The 15,152-nt window shown below is 62.7% G+C and carries 11 protein-coding genes; 7 read left to right on the plus strand and 4 right to left on the minus strand.

What is annotated here, in order from left to right:
* Positions 1-267, minus strand: coding sequence for an FAD assembly factor SdhE (locus tag EKN06_RS01900; RefSeq protein WP_127611174.1), 267 nt, complete (start codon positions 265-267; stop codon positions 1-3).
* Positions 268-321: 54 nt separating this feature from the next.
* Between EKN06_RS01900 and recG the strand changes: the two genes are divergently transcribed.
* Positions 322-2,385 (plus strand): ATP-dependent DNA helicase RecG, encoded by a 2,064-nt coding sequence (gene recG / locus EKN06_RS01905; RefSeq protein ID WP_127611175.1) that lies wholly within the window; start codon positions 322-324, stop codon positions 2,383-2,385.
* A 12-nt stretch (positions 2,386-2,397) separates the two neighbouring features.
* On the opposite strand, the gene EKN06_RS01910 is transcribed toward recG, so the two are convergent.
* The 3 genes from EKN06_RS01910 to otsB form a co-directional block, all read right to left on the minus strand.
* On the minus strand, positions 2,398-2,895 hold the full coding sequence (locus EKN06_RS01910) for a hypothetical protein (protein WP_127611176.1): 498 nt from the start codon (positions 2,893-2,895) through the stop codon (positions 2,398-2,400).
* A 143-nt stretch (positions 2,896-3,038) separates the two neighbouring features.
* Entirely contained in the window at positions 3,039-4,412 is a 1,374-nt protein-coding gene (locus tag EKN06_RS01915; protein WP_127611177.1) for an alpha,alpha-trehalose-phosphate synthase (UDP-forming), read from the minus strand.
* A 46-nt stretch (positions 4,413-4,458) separates the two neighbouring features.
* Positions 4,459-5,196 carry a trehalose-phosphatase gene (gene otsB, locus EKN06_RS01920; protein ID WP_240654560.1) on the minus strand — a complete coding sequence of 246 codons (738 nt, stop codon included), beginning with the start codon at positions 5,194-5,196 and terminating at the stop codon, positions 4,459-4,461.
* 336 nt (positions 5,197-5,532) lie between these two features.
* On the opposite strand from otsB, the gene EKN06_RS01925 reads away from it, so the two are divergent.
* From EKN06_RS01925 to EKN06_RS01950, 6 genes are all read left to right on the plus strand, one after another.
* Positions 5,533-10,248 carry an NAD-glutamate dehydrogenase gene (locus tag EKN06_RS01925; protein WP_127611179.1) on the plus strand — a complete coding sequence of 1,572 codons (4,716 nt, stop codon included), beginning with the start codon at positions 5,533-5,535 and terminating at the stop codon, positions 10,246-10,248.
* A 97-nt stretch (positions 10,249-10,345) separates the two neighbouring features.
* Positions 10,346-11,707, plus strand: coding sequence for an aromatic ring-hydroxylating oxygenase subunit alpha (locus EKN06_RS01930; protein WP_127611180.1), 1,362 nt, complete (start codon positions 10,346-10,348; stop codon positions 11,705-11,707).
* Between the two features lie 24 nt (positions 11,708-11,731).
* The gene (locus EKN06_RS01935; RefSeq protein WP_164843891.1) at positions 11,732-12,190 is read left to right on the plus strand and encodes a nuclear transport factor 2 family protein; all 459 of its coding nucleotides are present in this window, start codon (positions 11,732-11,734) and stop codon (positions 12,188-12,190) included.
* 152 nt (positions 12,191-12,342) lie between these two features.
* On the plus strand, positions 12,343-13,395 hold the full coding sequence (locus EKN06_RS01940; protein ID WP_127611182.1) for a type III polyketide synthase: 1,053 nt from the start codon (positions 12,343-12,345) through the stop codon (positions 13,393-13,395).
* Positions 13,392-14,084, plus strand: a complete 693-nt coding sequence (locus EKN06_RS01945) for a methyltransferase domain-containing protein (RefSeq protein WP_205693792.1) — start codon at positions 13,392-13,394, stop codon at positions 14,082-14,084. The genes EKN06_RS01940 and EKN06_RS01945 overlap by 4 nt, the downstream gene beginning before the upstream one ends.
* Positions 14,063-15,151, plus strand: coding sequence for an NAD(P)/FAD-dependent oxidoreductase (locus EKN06_RS01950; RefSeq protein ID WP_164843892.1), 1,089 nt, complete (start codon positions 14,063-14,065; stop codon positions 15,149-15,151). Before EKN06_RS01945 ends, EKN06_RS01950 begins: the two co-directional genes overlap by 22 nt.
* The last annotated feature ends 1 nt before the right edge of the window (position 15,152 follow it).

Here is a 15,152-nt window from a genome sequence, read left to right on the forward strand (position 1 = left end):
TCAACGATGGATGTGGATGTAATCGAGCTTGCGCATCGCATCCATCAACGGTCCTTCGTAGCGATCTGGGGCCGTTTCGGTGCCGATCGCCCATGCCATGATGTGAACATCGTCCTCTTCGACAAGGGCTTCGAACCAGTCGCATTCGGCCACCCCCCATGCGGCGTGGTTCCGGTCAAAGAAACCGCCGATCATGAAGTCGGCTTCGCGGGTCCCGCGATGCCATGCACGGAATTTGAGCCTGCCGAGACGTGCGCTGTCCACCATGCGGGCCGCCTAGACCCGTGGACCGGCGGGCGCAAGGCGCTATAGCGGCAGGCGATGCGTCCCGAAATTCTCAATCCGTTGTTCGCCGGCTCCGACACGCTGAAAGGTGTCGGGCCGAAGCTTGAAAAGCCGCTCGACCGGTTGGGACTGACGCGCGTGCGCGATTTCGTGTTCCATTTGCCCGAACGGTTCATCGACCGGCGCGTGATTGCCAATCTCGATGAAGCTACGGTGGGCGAAAACGTCGTCGTCGAACTGACCCCGACGCAATATCGCGCCAGCCGGTCTGGGCGCGGGCCGTTCAATGTGATGGCCACCGACGCAATTGGCAATGTCGTGTCGCTGACCTACTTCGGTCGCGCGTCGTTTTCAGCGAAGAAGTCGCTGCCGCTCAATGAAAAGCGATGGGTGGCGGGCCGGATCGACCAGTACGGCGACATGCTTCAGATCGTTCATCCCGATCACGTGGAGGAGGCGGGAAGCGCGGCGCTGGCGACGACTTGCGAGCCAGTCTATGCACTGAGCGAGGGACTGACGCAGAACCGGTTGATCGCGATGATCGAACAGGCGCTGGGCGAAGTGCCGGATCTGCCCGAATGGATTGAGCCGAGCCAGCTTGAAAAACGGCAATGGCCGGCATGGCGCGACGCCCTGATCCTGGCGCATCGCGGTCCGCACAAGGCCGCGCGCGATCGCCTAGCCTATGACGAACTCTTCGCATCTGCCCTCGCGCTGATGCTGGTGAAGGCGGACAACCGCCGGCGCAAGGGCGTGCCGCTGCGCAGCGACGGGCGCCTGCGCGACAGGCTGAAGCTGCCGTTCGAACTGACCGGTGCGCAAAAACGATCGGTCAGTGAGATCGAAGGCGATCTGGCGCAAAACCACCCGATGTTGCGATTGTTGCAAGGCGACGTCGGGAGCGGCAAGACGGCGGTCGCGCTTCATGCCATGCTGATCGCGGTCGAAAGCGGGGCGCAGGCCGCGATGCTGGCACCGACCGAAATCCTTGCGCGGCAGCATTACGAAACGCTGGTCGAAATGGCGCGCGGCACCGGGATCGAGATCGCGGTGCTGACCGGACGCGACAAAGGAAAGGCGCGCGAATCTATCCTGATGGGATTGCTGGATGGCAGCATCGACGTGATCGTCGGCACCCACGCGATCTTTCAGGACAGCGTCGCTTATCGCAATCTCGCTTTGGTGGTGATCGACGAGCAGCATCGCTTTGGCGTCAATCAGCGGCTCTTATTGCAACAAAAAGCGCGCGGCACCGCCCATTGCCTCGCCATGACGGCAACGCCGATCCCGCGCACCCTTACGCTGGCGCAATATGGCGAGATGGAGGTGTCGAAGCTCGACGAACTGCCGCCGGGTCGGCAGCCCATCGACACCCGCGTCGTGCCCACCGAACGCATGGGCGACGTCGTCGGCGCGCTGCGGCGGCACGTTGGCGAGGAGAAGCAGGCCTACTGGGTTTGCCCCATGGTGCGAGAGCACGAAACGGAAGACATCGCCGCCGCCGAGGAACGGTTCGAAACGCTGCGCGCCGCTCTTGGCGAACAGGCGGTGACGATGGTCCACGGCCAGCTTCCCGCTGATGTGAAGGACGCGAACATGGCCCGCTTTGCCAGCGGCGAAGTCGCGGTGCTGGTGGCGACGACCGTGATCGAGGTTGGGGTGAACGTGCCCAACGCCTCGCTCATGGTGATCGAACAGGCCGAACGATTCGGCCTTGCCCAATTGCACCAGTTACGGGGGCGCGTCGGGCGTGGGGCGGAAAAATCCGTGTGCCTGTTGCTGCGGGGCGATGCATTGAGCGAGACGGGTCGCGAGCGGTTGGCCCTGATGCGTGAAACGCAGGACGGGTTCCGATTGGCCGAGGAAGACCTGCGGCTGCGCGGCGGTGGCGAAATCCTGGGCACGCGGCAGTCGGGAGAACAGGCGTTCGAACTGGCCACGCCGGAACAGATCACCGAATTGCTGGAAGTCGCGCACGACGATGCCCGGCTGCTGATGGAACGCGACGGCGGCCTGACGGCTTCGCGCGGAGAAGCGGCGCGGATTGCGCTATATTTGTTCGAACGCGATTACGGGGTTCAGTTACTGCGCGGCGGCTAACGTCGGAGGTCGTCAGACCGCAGTGGTGGAGCTTCGGGGAACGGTCGTTTCCGGTTCTGCGACAAGCGCCATGAAATCGGTCAGTTCCAGCACCGACTGCGAATCCTTCGCGACGTCTTCGCTGCATTGGACGAGTTCCAGCGCCGGGTAGTTCGCCGTTCCCGCCGCAGATTTCGTCGCCTGTACCGGCGCCAAGCTTTGCGAACTGGATGCCTCGCGCGTTAGCGGACCGGGCCGTATCTGCGGCAGCGGGCGGGTTTCCATTCGGTGGCGGATCGCATCGGAAGTCATCGGCTCGCTCGGCATCGCCGAAAGCGTCATTTCCAAGGCGATCTCGCGGCGGCGAAGCGCGTCGGACCGATAGAGCGAGAAAATCAGGACAAGCCCGATCGTGGCGGCGATCACCGTGCCCGACAGCGGCAACGAGGGCATCACCGTCTTCATCGCCATGATCGAACTTGCCACCAGCGCGGTGGCAAGGATTACCCGGGTGGCACCAGCATGCTTCATCGCCAATCCTCCGCACGCCGGAAATGGCGCTACAAGGGAAGATCAGCCTAGGCTCAAAAAGTTTACGAAACGCTTTAGGGAAAAGCTTGCGGCAAGGTTACGCGTTGGTACGTGGGCGATCGGGCGCGCAGAAAGGCCGTGCCTCAGCCGCGATCGGCTTCCTCGATCATCGTAACGAAACGTTCGCGCCACCAGTGCACGTCTTCTCTCTCCACTCCTTCGAGCAAGGCACGGTGGCGTTGCTTCCGTTCTCCCAGCGGCATGGTCAGCGCCCGGTGCAGTGCATCGGCGACTTCTTCGGGCGCATAGGGATTAACCAGCAGCGCATCCTGCATCTGAGCCGCGGCCCCGGCAAAGCGGGACAAGACGAGGACGCCGGGATCGTCGGGATCTTGCGCCGCAATATATTCCTTTGCGACAAGGTTCATCCCATCGCGCAGCGGTGTGACCAGCCCGACCCGCGCAGCGCGATAGAGCGCAGTCAGTTCGTCGCGCGAATAGCCCCGATTGACGTATCGGATCGGGGTCCAGTCCACTTCGGCAAACGCGCCGTTGATGCGGCCGGCCATCTCGTTCAGCTTGTCGCGAACGTTGCGGTATTGCTCCACCTGTCCACGCGACTGCGGCGCCACCTGGATCAGCACGACCGCGCGATGCGCTTCTTCATGCCGTTTCAGATAAGTTTCGAAACTGTTGAGCCGCTCTTCCAGCCCCTTTGAATAGTCGAGCCGGTCGACTCCGACGATCATGCTGAGCTGACGCAGCGAAATGCGCATGCGTTCGGCGAGGTCGACGGACGCCTTGGTATTGCTGGCTGCGAGGAAATTCTTGAAGTCGATGCCGATCGGGCAGACGACGGCGCGGAGCCTCTTGCCGTCGACGGTGACATATTCGCCGTCGACGGTCCCGCCCAACTCGTTCTGGCAATAGTGCAGGAAGCTTTCCAGCCATTCCCCGGTCTGAAAGCCAAGCACGTCGTAAGCGAACATCGTGCGGACCAGCCGCTCGTGATAGGGCAGCGAAACCAGCAGGCGCGTCGGCGGCCACGGGGTGTGGAGGAAAAAGCCGATGCGGTTCTTCACCCCGTGTTCGCGCAGTTGCGACGCGATGGGGATCAGGTGGTAATCGTTGATCCAGACCGTATCGTCAGGTTCGATCATCACGTGAAGCGGTTCGGCAAAGCGTTTGTTCACACGCTCGTATCCGCTGCCGAAGCTGCGATTATATTGGGCAAGGTCGATGCGATAATGAAACAGCGGCCAAAGCGTGCGGTTGGCGAAGCCGTTGTAGTATTCTTCCACGTCCTGCGGTTCGAGATCGACTACCGCGGAACGTACGCCGTCAATTTCCTCGAACCTGACCGATCCGGTGAATGTGTCTATCTCCCGCCCCGACCAGCCGAACCACAGTCCTCCCGCTTCGCGCAGGGCAGCCTGCAGCGCGACCGCAAGCCCGCCCTGCGCGCCGTCAGGGCTGGGCAGGGAAACGCGGTTGGATACGACGATAAGGCGGCTCATGAGCACAATTCCCTGTTGCTTTTCCTGTCGGCGACGAAAGCGGCGGTCAACGTGCCGGTTCCAGCAATTCCGCTAGCCATGCGTTTACCGCGACCGGATCGGACAGCGCGAATGTCGCGTTGCTTTGCCGCGAAGGTCCGACCAGAACGCCGTGCCCGCCCAATCGGGCGGCGGCGGCAAAGCCGTCTTCGTCAGTGACGTCGTCGCCAAGGAACAAGGGGTTGTACCCTGCAAACGGTGTGCGCGCCATCATGGCGGCAATGGCGGTGCCCTTGTGTACGCCGGGCACCCTGACTTCTATCATGGCATGGCCATGCTGAAGGTGCAGACCGCCTGCATGCGACGTCGCCAGTGCAATCGCGTCATCCGCAGCACCGGGCGCGAGCCTGAAGTGCAGCGCGGCCCCAAGTGGCTTATCTTCGAACAAGACGCCTTCGCGTGCATCGGCAAAGGCGACGAACGCCGTTTTTGCGTCATCGAGCGCGGCCGGGCGGGGCAGGGCATCGTGCTGCCCATCGGCGAGCCGCCATTCAGCGCCGTGACTGCCCGCCATCGGCAGACCTGAAAGCCCGAATTCGTCCAGGACCGCGATGGCCCGGCCACTGACGAGCGCGAGCCGCCCATCGAACAGGTCGGTCAGCCGGTGCAGCCGGTCGATAAGCGCGCTTGTCACGACCACGCCCTCGGGACGTTCGGCCAGCGGCACGAGGGTGCCGTCGAAATCGAGAAAGAGCGCGTCGCGCAAAGGATCGGGGGCGGGCGGTCTGGGAAGCGTGAAAGTCACACAAGGTCTATGTCCCCCCGGCCATGGTGGGGTCAACCCTCCCTTCGCAATCGCAACAATCGCGGGGACTGTGCATGGACCGGTTTTCGGCGATTGCCGAGCCTGCGACGATATGCGAATCAGGTGGCACGAAAGGCCCCCGTCGCTACTATCGCGGGGCATCCATTAAACAGGACCGACAGCGCTCCGCACCCCACCGAACCGAGAAGGCATCTTGTGCTGAAATCCCGAGACGAACGGGATCGAAGGCGGTTGCGAGGCATTAGGGTGGGGCGGCCGCACGGCAGTGGGAGTGGTGGCTGTTTACGCCCGAGAACAAATTGATGGCGAGAGAAATTGACCAAAACGAAAACCGGTCCGCGCACGGGCAAGCCCGCGTTGGCGAATGAACTGATCAAGCACATCGTCGATTCCGAATTGCCGGGCGACGAACCGCTGGCAAAGGAACTGCGCGCCGAAATCGCCGATTTCCTGCTCGAAGCTGCCCAGCAGCGCGATGCCGAAGAAGTGGTCATCACCATTGCATCGGCACCCGAAGGGCGTCGAGGCACGCGCATCGCGATCATCAACCGCGACATGCCGTTTCTTGTCGATTCGATCGCGTCGACGCTGGCCGAATTCGGTCTGGTCGCCGACACGCTGATCCACCCCGTGGTTCCGGTCGAACGCGATCCGTATGGCAAGCTGGTCGCGATAATGACCGAGGCAGAATCTGAAGTCGACGGTGCGACATGTGCCGAAGAGTCCTTCATTTTTGTCGAGGCACCGCGAGTCGATGCCGCTCATCGCCGGCAGATCGAAGCGGCATTGCGCACCACGCTGGCCGACGTTCGTTCCGCGGTTGAAGATTGGCCCAAATTGATCGGCGCGATGGAACGCGATGCGCTTTGCGTCACCGATCCCGAAGGTCGGGCGCTGCTCGAATGGTTTGCCGGCGGAATGCTGACCTTGCTGGGTCACGTCACCCGCGATCGCGCCGGGGCGCAGACGCAGCATCTGGGCATCTGTCGCAAAAGCGCGCGCGAACTTCTGGCCGATGCATCGTGGGACCGCGCTTTTGCGTGGTTCGATGCAAAGGGCGATCAGGCGCTGCAATCCGCGCCGCTGGCGGTCAAGGCCAACCACATCTCGCGCGTGCATCGGCCGGTACCGATCGACCTGTTCATCGTGCCGGTGATTGACGGCGGCAAGGTCGTCGCGCTTTCGGCACATGCCGGGGTCTGGACCAGCGCCGCGCTGAATACGCCGCCCGACGAAGTACCCCGCATGCGACGAGAATTCGGCGAACTGACCGACCGGCTGGGCTTTGACCCACGCGGCCATACCGGCAAGGCGGTGCTCCATGCGCTTACCGTCCTTCCGCATGACTTGTTGATCGGGCTGCCCGAACATGCCGTGGCACGGCTGGCGACCATGATGTCGGGACTGGTCGATCGCCCGCGCCCGCGCCTCGCCCTGATCGAAGCGCCGCTGGCACGGCACATGTTCGCATTCGTGTGGCTGCCGCGCGACTTGATGAGCACGCAAACCCGCCTGCGCATCATGGACCTGCTTGAAAGCGATTCCGGGGCCGAAACGCTGGACTGGGCGCTGCAGATCGAAGGCGGCAATCTCGCATTGCTGCGTTTCGTGCTCGACATTCGCGGCGGTCATGTGGTGCCCGACGAAAGCGTGCTGGACGCACGGTTGCAAACGATGCTGCGCGGCTGGGAAGAAGCGGTCGAGCACGCGCTCGCCGAAACGGAAGAAGCGGGCCGCGCCGCGACGCTGGCAATGCGTTTCGCAGCCGCGTTCCCGGTGTCCTATCGCGCCGATTACGGCCCGGCCGAGGCAGCGCGCGATATCCTGCGCATCAAGTCGCTGGCCAGCATTCCCGACGACGATCCGTCGTTGCGCCGCGATGCCCGGCTTTACCGGCTAGACAGCGATCCCGCCGAACAACTTCGGCTGAAGGTCTATCAGCATGGCGGCGTCCTGCCGCTATCCGACGCGGTCCCGGCGCTCGAAAACTTCGGGTTCCATGTTCTGTCCGAAGTGCCGACTCCGCTCGACGGTCGGCGGATCGGGACCATTCACGATTTCGTCGTCAGCATGAGCGAGGGCGAGCCCGTTCTCGATATGCTCGACCGCGCCGATGCCATCGGTGAAGCGATCACCGCTGTATTGAACAATCGGGCGGAAGACGACGCGTTCAACCGGCTTGTCGTGGCGGTCGGGCTGGAGCGTGACGAAACCGAATGGCTTCGCGCGATCTATCGCTATTTGCGGCAGGTCGGATTGAGCTTTACCATCGGCACTGTCGTGTCCGCCTTTGCCGGCGCACCAGATGTAACGCGGGGACTCATCGAACTATTCCGCGCGAACCACGATCCGGCCATGAAGAAGTCCGATGCCGCGACCGAAAAGGCGCGCAAGATGGTCCGCGACGGATTGGTCAAGGTGAACGCGATCAACGACGATCGACTGCTGCGCCAATACAATGCGACGATCGAAGCCATCCTGCGCACCAACGCCTTTGCCCCCGCATCACGCGAGGCGCTGGCGATGAAGATCGACAGCGCGGGCGTGCCGGGCCTGCCAAAGCCGCTGCCGTGGCGCGAAATCTATGTTTATTCGCGACGCGTCGAAGGCATCCACTTGCGCGCCGGACCCATTGCGCGTGGCGGCCTTCGCTGGTCCGACCGGCGCGACGATTACCGCACCGAAGTGCTGGGTCTGATGAAGGCGCAGCGCGTCAAGAACGCGGTCATCGTGCCAACCGGCGCGAAGGGCGGATTCTATCCAAAACAGCTCCCCGATCCGGCAAAGGACCGCGATTCATGGGCTGCCGAAGGTCGCGCAAGCTACGAAGTGTTTATCCGCGCGCTATTGTCGGTGACCGACAACATCGTTGACGGCAAGGTCGTGCATCCCAACGGCGTCCGGGTCCGAGATGGCGACGATCCTTATTTCGTCGTCGCGGCGGACAAGGGCACGGCGACATTTTCCGATATCGCGAATGCCATCGCTCAATCCGAGGGGTTCTGGCTGGGCGATGCCTTTGCCAGTGGCGGGTCCAATGGGTACGATCACAAGGCGATGGGGATTACCGCGCGCGGCGCGTGGATCAGCGTGCAACGTCACTTCCTTGAAATGGGCACTGACGTGCAGAACGATCCGGTCAGCGTCGTCGGCTGCGGCGACATGTCGGGCGACGTGTTCGGAAACGGCATGCTTTTGTCCAAATCACTTCGCCTGATTGCGGCTTACGATCATCGGCACATCTTCATCGATCCCGATCCCGATCCGGCAAAAAGCTGGAAGGAGCGCGCGCGCCTGTTCGAGCTGCCCCGGTCCAGTTGGGCGGATTACGACGAAAAGCTCATCAGCAAGGGCGGCGGCGTTTTCCCGCGCACGATGAAACGCATTCCCCTGTCGAAACAGGCGCGCGAGGCATTGGGCATCGAGGGCAAGGATATCGAACCCGACAAGCTGATCGCCGCCGTGCTCAGGGCGCCTGCCGACCTGTTGTGGTTCGGGGGCATCGGCACTTACGTCAAATCCAGCGCTCAGAACCATATTGAGGTTGGCGATCCTTCGAACGATCTGATCCGCGTCGACGCTGCGGACTTGCGGGTGAAGGTCATCGGCGAAGGCGCGAACCTTGGCATAACGCAGGCCGGACGCATCGAATTCGCGTTGGATGGTGGACGCATAAACACCGACTTCATCGACAATTCGGCGGGTGTCGATTGTTCGGATAACGAGGTGAACATCAAGATCGCGCTCGAAGCCGCGCGCAAGGCAGGGCGCCTTTCGGAAGAGCGCCGCAATGCGATCCTGGCCGAAATGACCGAGGAAGTCGGCAACATCGTGCTCGAGGATAACCGGCTCCAGACACTGGCCCTGTCAGTAGCCGAACGCGGTGGCGCGACAGCCACGGCATCGCAGATCCGGCTGATCGAACAACTTGAGGAAGGTGGCGATCTCGACCGCAAGACCGAAGGTCTGGCGACAAGCGACGTGTTCACCCGCCGCGCCGTCGATGGGCACGGTTTTACCAGACCCGAACTGGCGGTGCTGCTGTCGAGTTCGAAGCTGGTCCTGCAACGCGCGATCGAGGATTCGACCCTGCCCGACGATCCGGCGATGGTATCGACGCTGGTCGGTTCCTTCCCGCATCTGATGCAGGACAAGTTCCGCAAGTACATCGAAGGGCACCGCCTGCGCCGAGAAATCATCGCGACAGAACTGGCCAACCGCATCGTCAACCGGCTGGGCATGGTCCTGCCGTTCGAACTGGCTGAAGAAGAAGGCGCGTTGCTGAGCGATGTTGCCGCAGCCTTCATCGCGGTCAACGCGCTGTTCGACCTGCGATCGCTGTGGCAGCGGATCGAGACCGCGAAGATGAGCGAAGATGCGCGTCTGTTTCTGCTGAACCGCACGGCAGGGGCAGTACGGGGGCACATAGCCGATGTGCTGCGCATGGGGGCGGGGCCGGTTTCGCCCGACGCGGTGTGCACCGAGATCAAGCCATTCATCGATGCCCTTGGCACGGATACGCGCAAGTTGCTCGAAGCCGCCGCCAAGGCCCATGGCGTTCGTATGCAGGACGAACTGACTGCCAGCGGCGCTCCTCGGTCGGAGGCCGAGCCGGTGGTGCAGCTTTATGCGCTCGACGGTGCGGTGGGGCTCGCCCATCTAGCCGCGACGAGCGAAATCGACGTTCGCGAAATTGCGTCGACCTTTACCAGTCTTGGCGCGCGCCTTGGCATTGATTGGGCGCAGCAGACCGCCACGGTCATGACCCCGTCGGACCCGTGGGAGCGGTTGCTGGTTGCAGGGCTCGCCCGTGACCTGCAACAGATGCGTTTCGAATTCCTGCGCCGGTTGCTGCGCAGCGACAAGGCCAAGGCCGACCCGCATGCCGCGGTCGAGGCATGGGCCAAGGCACGCGCACCTGCGATCCGGCAATTCCGGGCGATGGTGGCAAGGGCCGAACGTTCGGTGCCGGTAACGCCTGCCATGCTCGCGCATATTGCAGGGCAGGGAAGGACGCTTTTCGGCGGGTGATTGCCCCTGCGGACCCGGAGGGCAACTACCCCGCCAAAATGCGAGGTTCGCACAGCGTTCGGGTCCGTCACTCTGCCATAATGGCAAGCGACACGGCATGGCGACCGTGGGAGAGGACGAGATGACGTCGGGTATCGGGTTCAAGGTCGATCCGTCGTGGTACTGGTCCAAGACCCGCGCCGAACTGGAATGGGACCACGTATGGACCCGGATGTGGCATATGGGTCCACGCGAAGAGGAATTGCCCGAACAGGGCGACGTCTTCGTCCATTCATTGGGTCATGAAAGCCTGTTGTTCGTGCGCACAGCCGACGGAGCCGTTCGCGGCTATTTCAATGTGTGCCGCCATCGCGGCAATCGGTTGCTGCTGGGCGATGACGGCCCGGCCTATGCCGCCCAGTTCACATGCGCGTTTCACGGCTGGACCTTCGGCCTCGACGGGACGCTGGGACACGTGCCTTACCGGGAACGTTTCGATCCTGCGGTAATCGACGATCCGGCCTGCACTTCGCTAAAATCGTTTCGCGTCGAAAGCTTTGCCGGGTGGCTGTGGTTCACCCTTGACGACGATGCCCCCGATTTGCGCGAATTCCTTGGCCCCATGGCGGAAAAGCTCGAAAGCTACCGGATGGAGCGAGCGACGATCGTCGATTACAAGACGTTCGAATTTGCCTGCAACTGGAAGACCACCTTCGACGCCTTCAACGAAAGCTACCATTTTCAGACATTGCATCCCGAAATCCTCGCCTGGGGGAACGAGGATGCGCCGATCACATTGCTCGGCATCCACAGCTACATGGTCAACGAATATGGCCGGCCAAGCCCGCTTTATCCCGAACAGGATGCGCTGAACCCGGCGCTGGAAATGTTGCTGACCGTGAACGGCATCGATCCCGCGACCTTTACCGGCAAGGCGACCGACGTCCGGCGTGCGGTGCAGCAAGCCAAGCGGGCGAAACAGGGCGCTTGCGTCTATCCCTATGACACGCTGTCCGACAGCCAGTTGAGCGATGCCTGGCACTACATGCTTTTCCCGAGCGTGCACCTGAACCTTTTTCCCGAATTCTACGTCGCCATGCGCTATCGCCCGCATCCCGATGGCGACCCGGAAAAGATGTATTTCGATTTCATCATGTGCGCCCCGATGGAAGAGGGCGAGACTGTTCAGCCATACGAACATCGCGTCGTGCGCGGCGGCGAAGAGGCGGTGGGCGATGTCCTGAAATGGGGCGCACGCCAGCATCCGGTGGTGAACGAAGTGCTAGGTCAGGACGTCGATCTCGTCGAACATGTCCAGCGTGGGCAGCGGTCGCAAAGCTTCACCGATCCGATCCTGAGTTCGGACGAGCGCCGAATCGCACATTTCCACCATACCATCGACCAACTGATCCGGGGGCGATCGATCCGCGACATCATGGCGACGAGCCCGATCGAGCCGGATTGCCACCCGGATGCCTGACCAAAACCCGAAAGGATGCAAGACGTGAACCGCCAGGAAAACATCGATCTGCTGAACCGATACTTCACGTTCATGCAGCAGGGTGAGTGGCAAGCGGCGGAAGACATGTATCACGATGACATCGTGATCCACATGCTCGGCACCACGCCCGCTTCGGGCAAGCTTTCGGGCAAGGCCGCGGTCACCGACGACCTGATCGCCGAACAGGTCCACGCCGCGCTGGTGCCGGAAAAGATCGCTTTTGCGCGCAAGTGGAAGATCATGTGCGCTGACGACGATCGGGTCGTCGCCATCATGGAAGGGGGTGGACCAACCAAGGCAGGCGATCTTTACGATCAGACATATTGCGAGATTTTCCGGTTCGAAGACAGCAAGATCATCGAAATGCACGCGTTTTTCGACACCGCGCTGGCGGAACGGGCGCTGTTCGAAAACCCACTGTCTCGCCCGCGCGAGGCTGGTTCGGCGCGCATGGAATATTGAATCGGTCTGCGTTAGACTGTGCCGATCCTCGTTTGGCTGCCGCTTGTCGCTTCAGAAGCGAGAAACCTCGGCACAAGACTGCCATCGACGCGTTCGGTAGGCGACAGGAGCGGGGGACCAGTCCATGTCCACTCGATCAGAGGGACTGATAAATGACGCTCGCTTACATCAACCGGATCGGAACGGCCCTGCCGCCGCACGAAGCGCACGGCACTTTCCTCGAATGGGCGGAAAGCCGGATCCGCGACAAACGCCGTGTCGCCCTGTTCCGCCGCATGGCTTCGCGATCCGGGATCGCCCTGCGATGGACGGTGCTCACCCCGCCGCCCGGGGGCACGCAAACCGGAACTGGCGGGTTTTATGGCGATGGCGGCATGCCGCCCACGTCGGCGCGAATGGCGATCTATGCCGATGCCGCGCCCGATCTGTCCATCGCGGCCACCAAATCGCTGGGCAGGTTGGACGATGTCACCCACGTCGTGCTGGCCAGTTGCACCGGGTTCGTCGCCCCCGGCATCGATCAAATCGTCGCGCGCAGGCTGGGTCTCTCCGACACGGTCGAACGCACGCTCATCGGGTTCATGGGATGCTATGCCGCGGTCGCTGCCCTGCGTACCGCACGCCACATCGTGCGATCCGAACCTGCCGCCAAAGTGCTGGTCATCACGGTGGAGCTGTGTTCGCTCCACCTGCAGAACGAAAACGATGTCGACCAGATCCTGACCATGCTGCTGTTCGGCGACGGCGCGGCGGCGGCGCTTGTTTCGGCCGAACCAGTCGGTATTCAGATGGACAGCGTGTTTTCTTCGACGCTGGAGGATAGCGCAGAGCTGATCGGATGGACCATCGGCGACACCGGGTTTGATATGACGTTATCAGGCGCGGTACCGGCGCGGATTGCGGAAGCTATCGGCGACGGCAAGATGGAATCGCAATTCGGCGCGGCCGATGCGGTCGACAGCTGGGCGGTTCATGCCGGCGGTCGCACCGTGCTCGACGCGGTGGAGCGGGGGTTCGGCCTTGACCCTGCGATGCTGGAGCATTCGCGCGCGGTCCTTCGCGATTGCGGGAACATGAGTTCGGCGACCTTGATGTTCGTCCTGCGACGCATTCTTGATTCGGGGGAGCAAGTCGGGAACGGCGTCGCGCTCGCGTTCGGTCCGGGCCTTGCCGTCGAAGGCTTCCGCTATCGCATGGCGGCATGACGGTGTTGGGACGCCGTGTTATCGCCGAAGAGCAGATGGACAGCGCCGACCTGCCGTTAGACGATTACGCAGCGCTGCTCGCCGATCTATCGCGCGTAAACGCTTGGACGATGGCTGCGCGCCCGACGCTGAATTTCCTGGACCGCGTGGTGCCAAGGGGTGGACGCATCCGGGTGCTGGATGTCGGGTTTGGCCATGGCGACCTGCTGCGCCGCATCGCCGGTTGGGCGCGAGCTTGCGATGTCACCGCCGATCTCGTCGGCATCGACCTCAATCCACGTTCGGCCCCGATCGCTCGCGACAGCACGCCGGCGGAATTTGGCATCACGTACCGCACCGGCGATTATCGCTCGCTTGGCGGACAGGGCTGGGACGTGATCGTCTCCAGCCTCGTCGCCCATCACATGAGCGATGACCAGTTGGTCGAATTCCTGCGCTTTATGGAGGCAGAGGCGGCGCTCGGCTGGCACGTCAACGATCTCCATCGGCACGGCTTTGCCTATTTCGGATATCCTCTGCTGGCGCGTGTGATGCGCTGGCACCGGATCGTGCGAGAGGATGGCAGGCTGTCCATCGCGCGCTCGTATCGCCCTGATGAATGGCCCCCGATCCTTGCGCGGGCCGGCGTAGAGGGCGCGCAAGTGTCGCGCCAGTTTCCGTTTCGCCTGTGCGTCGCCAAGACACGCTGATCGTCGGCGGCGGCCCCGCGGGGACGGCAACCGCCATCGGGCTGGCCCTTGGCGGAAAGACCGCGCTGTTGGTCGAACGCGAGAGGCATTCCGCCGACCCGCTTTGCGGCGGTTTTCTGAGCTGGACCGCGTTGCGCCGGCTCGAACGATTGGGGTTGGATGTCGCTGCGTTGGGTGCTCGGCGGATCACCCGGCTTTCGCTGATCGCGGGGACGCGCGTCGTGACGACCGATTTGCCTGCGCCGGCTGCCTCGCTTTCACGCGCTACTCTCGATGCGGCGCTGCAATCGCGGGCGCAATCGCTCGGCGTGGAGATTGAGCGGGGCGTGCACGTCCGCGACATCGATGGCGATGGTGCGCGCTGTGCAGACGGACGATTGATCGAAGCCGACCGGATCGTGCTGGCCACCGGCAAGCACGAACTTCGCGGCTATCCGCGCGAAACCCGCAGCGTCGATCCGATCATCGGCTTGCGGTGGCGACTGACGCTTTCGCCGCAAATGATGGCCCGTATCGACGGGGTGATCGAACTCCATTGCTTTCGCGGCGGCTATGCCGGTCTGGCGCTTCAGGAAGATGGCCGCGCCAACTTGTGCCTCGCTATTCGGCAAAGCCGCTTCGACGAATGCGGCAAGAAGCCATCGGGCGTAGTTCGAGCGCTGGGCGAAGAACTCCCCGTACTGGCCGAACGCCTGCATCATTCGACCAGGATCGAGGACAGCGCGGCGATCGCGAATGTTCCGTATGGCTGGCGGTATGACCCGGCGGCGCAGTCAACCTTCTATCGTGTCGGAGATCAGGCTGGGGTAATAGCTTCGCTTTCGGGAGAAGGCATATCGCTGGCGCTGGCAAGCGGGTTGGCGGCCGCGCGTTCGTTGCTGACGGGTGAAACGCCCGATCGGTTTCACGCCACGTTCCTGCCCGTGCTGCGCAAGCCGGTGACCGTGGCGCAAACCGGCATGCAATTGGTTGAACGACCGGTCGGCGCCTGGCTGACCGCCAATGTTGCAGCCATGTTTCCGGGTCTTGCGCGGGTTTCCGCCAAGGCGATGCGCATAACACGCTGAT

It is taken from the genome of Croceicoccus ponticola (assembly GCF_004004515.1).
Taxonomy (GTDB): domain Bacteria; phylum Pseudomonadota; class Alphaproteobacteria; order Sphingomonadales; family Sphingomonadaceae; genus Croceicoccus; species Croceicoccus ponticola.

Excerpts from the sequence above, each read along its gene's own strand:
- recG (WP_127611175.1), top strand. The coding sequence starts at position 322 with ATGCGTCCCGAAATTCTCAATCCGTTGTTCGCCGGCTCCGACACGCTG.
- EKN06_RS01945 (WP_205693792.1), top strand. The coding sequence starts at position 13,392 with ATGACGGTGTTGGGACGCCGTGTTATCGCCGAAGAGCAGATGGACAGC.
- EKN06_RS01910 (WP_127611176.1), bottom strand. The coding sequence starts at position 2,895 with ATGAAGCATGCTGGTGCCACCCGGGTAATCCTTGCCACCGCGCTGGTG.
- EKN06_RS01900 (WP_127611174.1), bottom strand. The coding sequence starts at position 267 with ATGGTGGACAGCGCACGTCTCGGCAGGCTCAAATTCCGTGCATGGCAT.
- EKN06_RS01915 (WP_127611177.1), bottom strand. The coding sequence starts at position 4,412 with ATGAGCCGCCTTATCGTCGTATCCAACCGCGTTTCCCTGCCCAGCCCT.
- EKN06_RS01940 (WP_127611182.1), top strand. The coding sequence starts at position 12,343 with ATGACGCTCGCTTACATCAACCGGATCGGAACGGCCCTGCCGCCGCAC.
- EKN06_RS01930 (WP_127611180.1), top strand. The coding sequence starts at position 10,346 with ATGGCGACCGTGGGAGAGGACGAGATGACGTCGGGTATCGGGTTCAAG.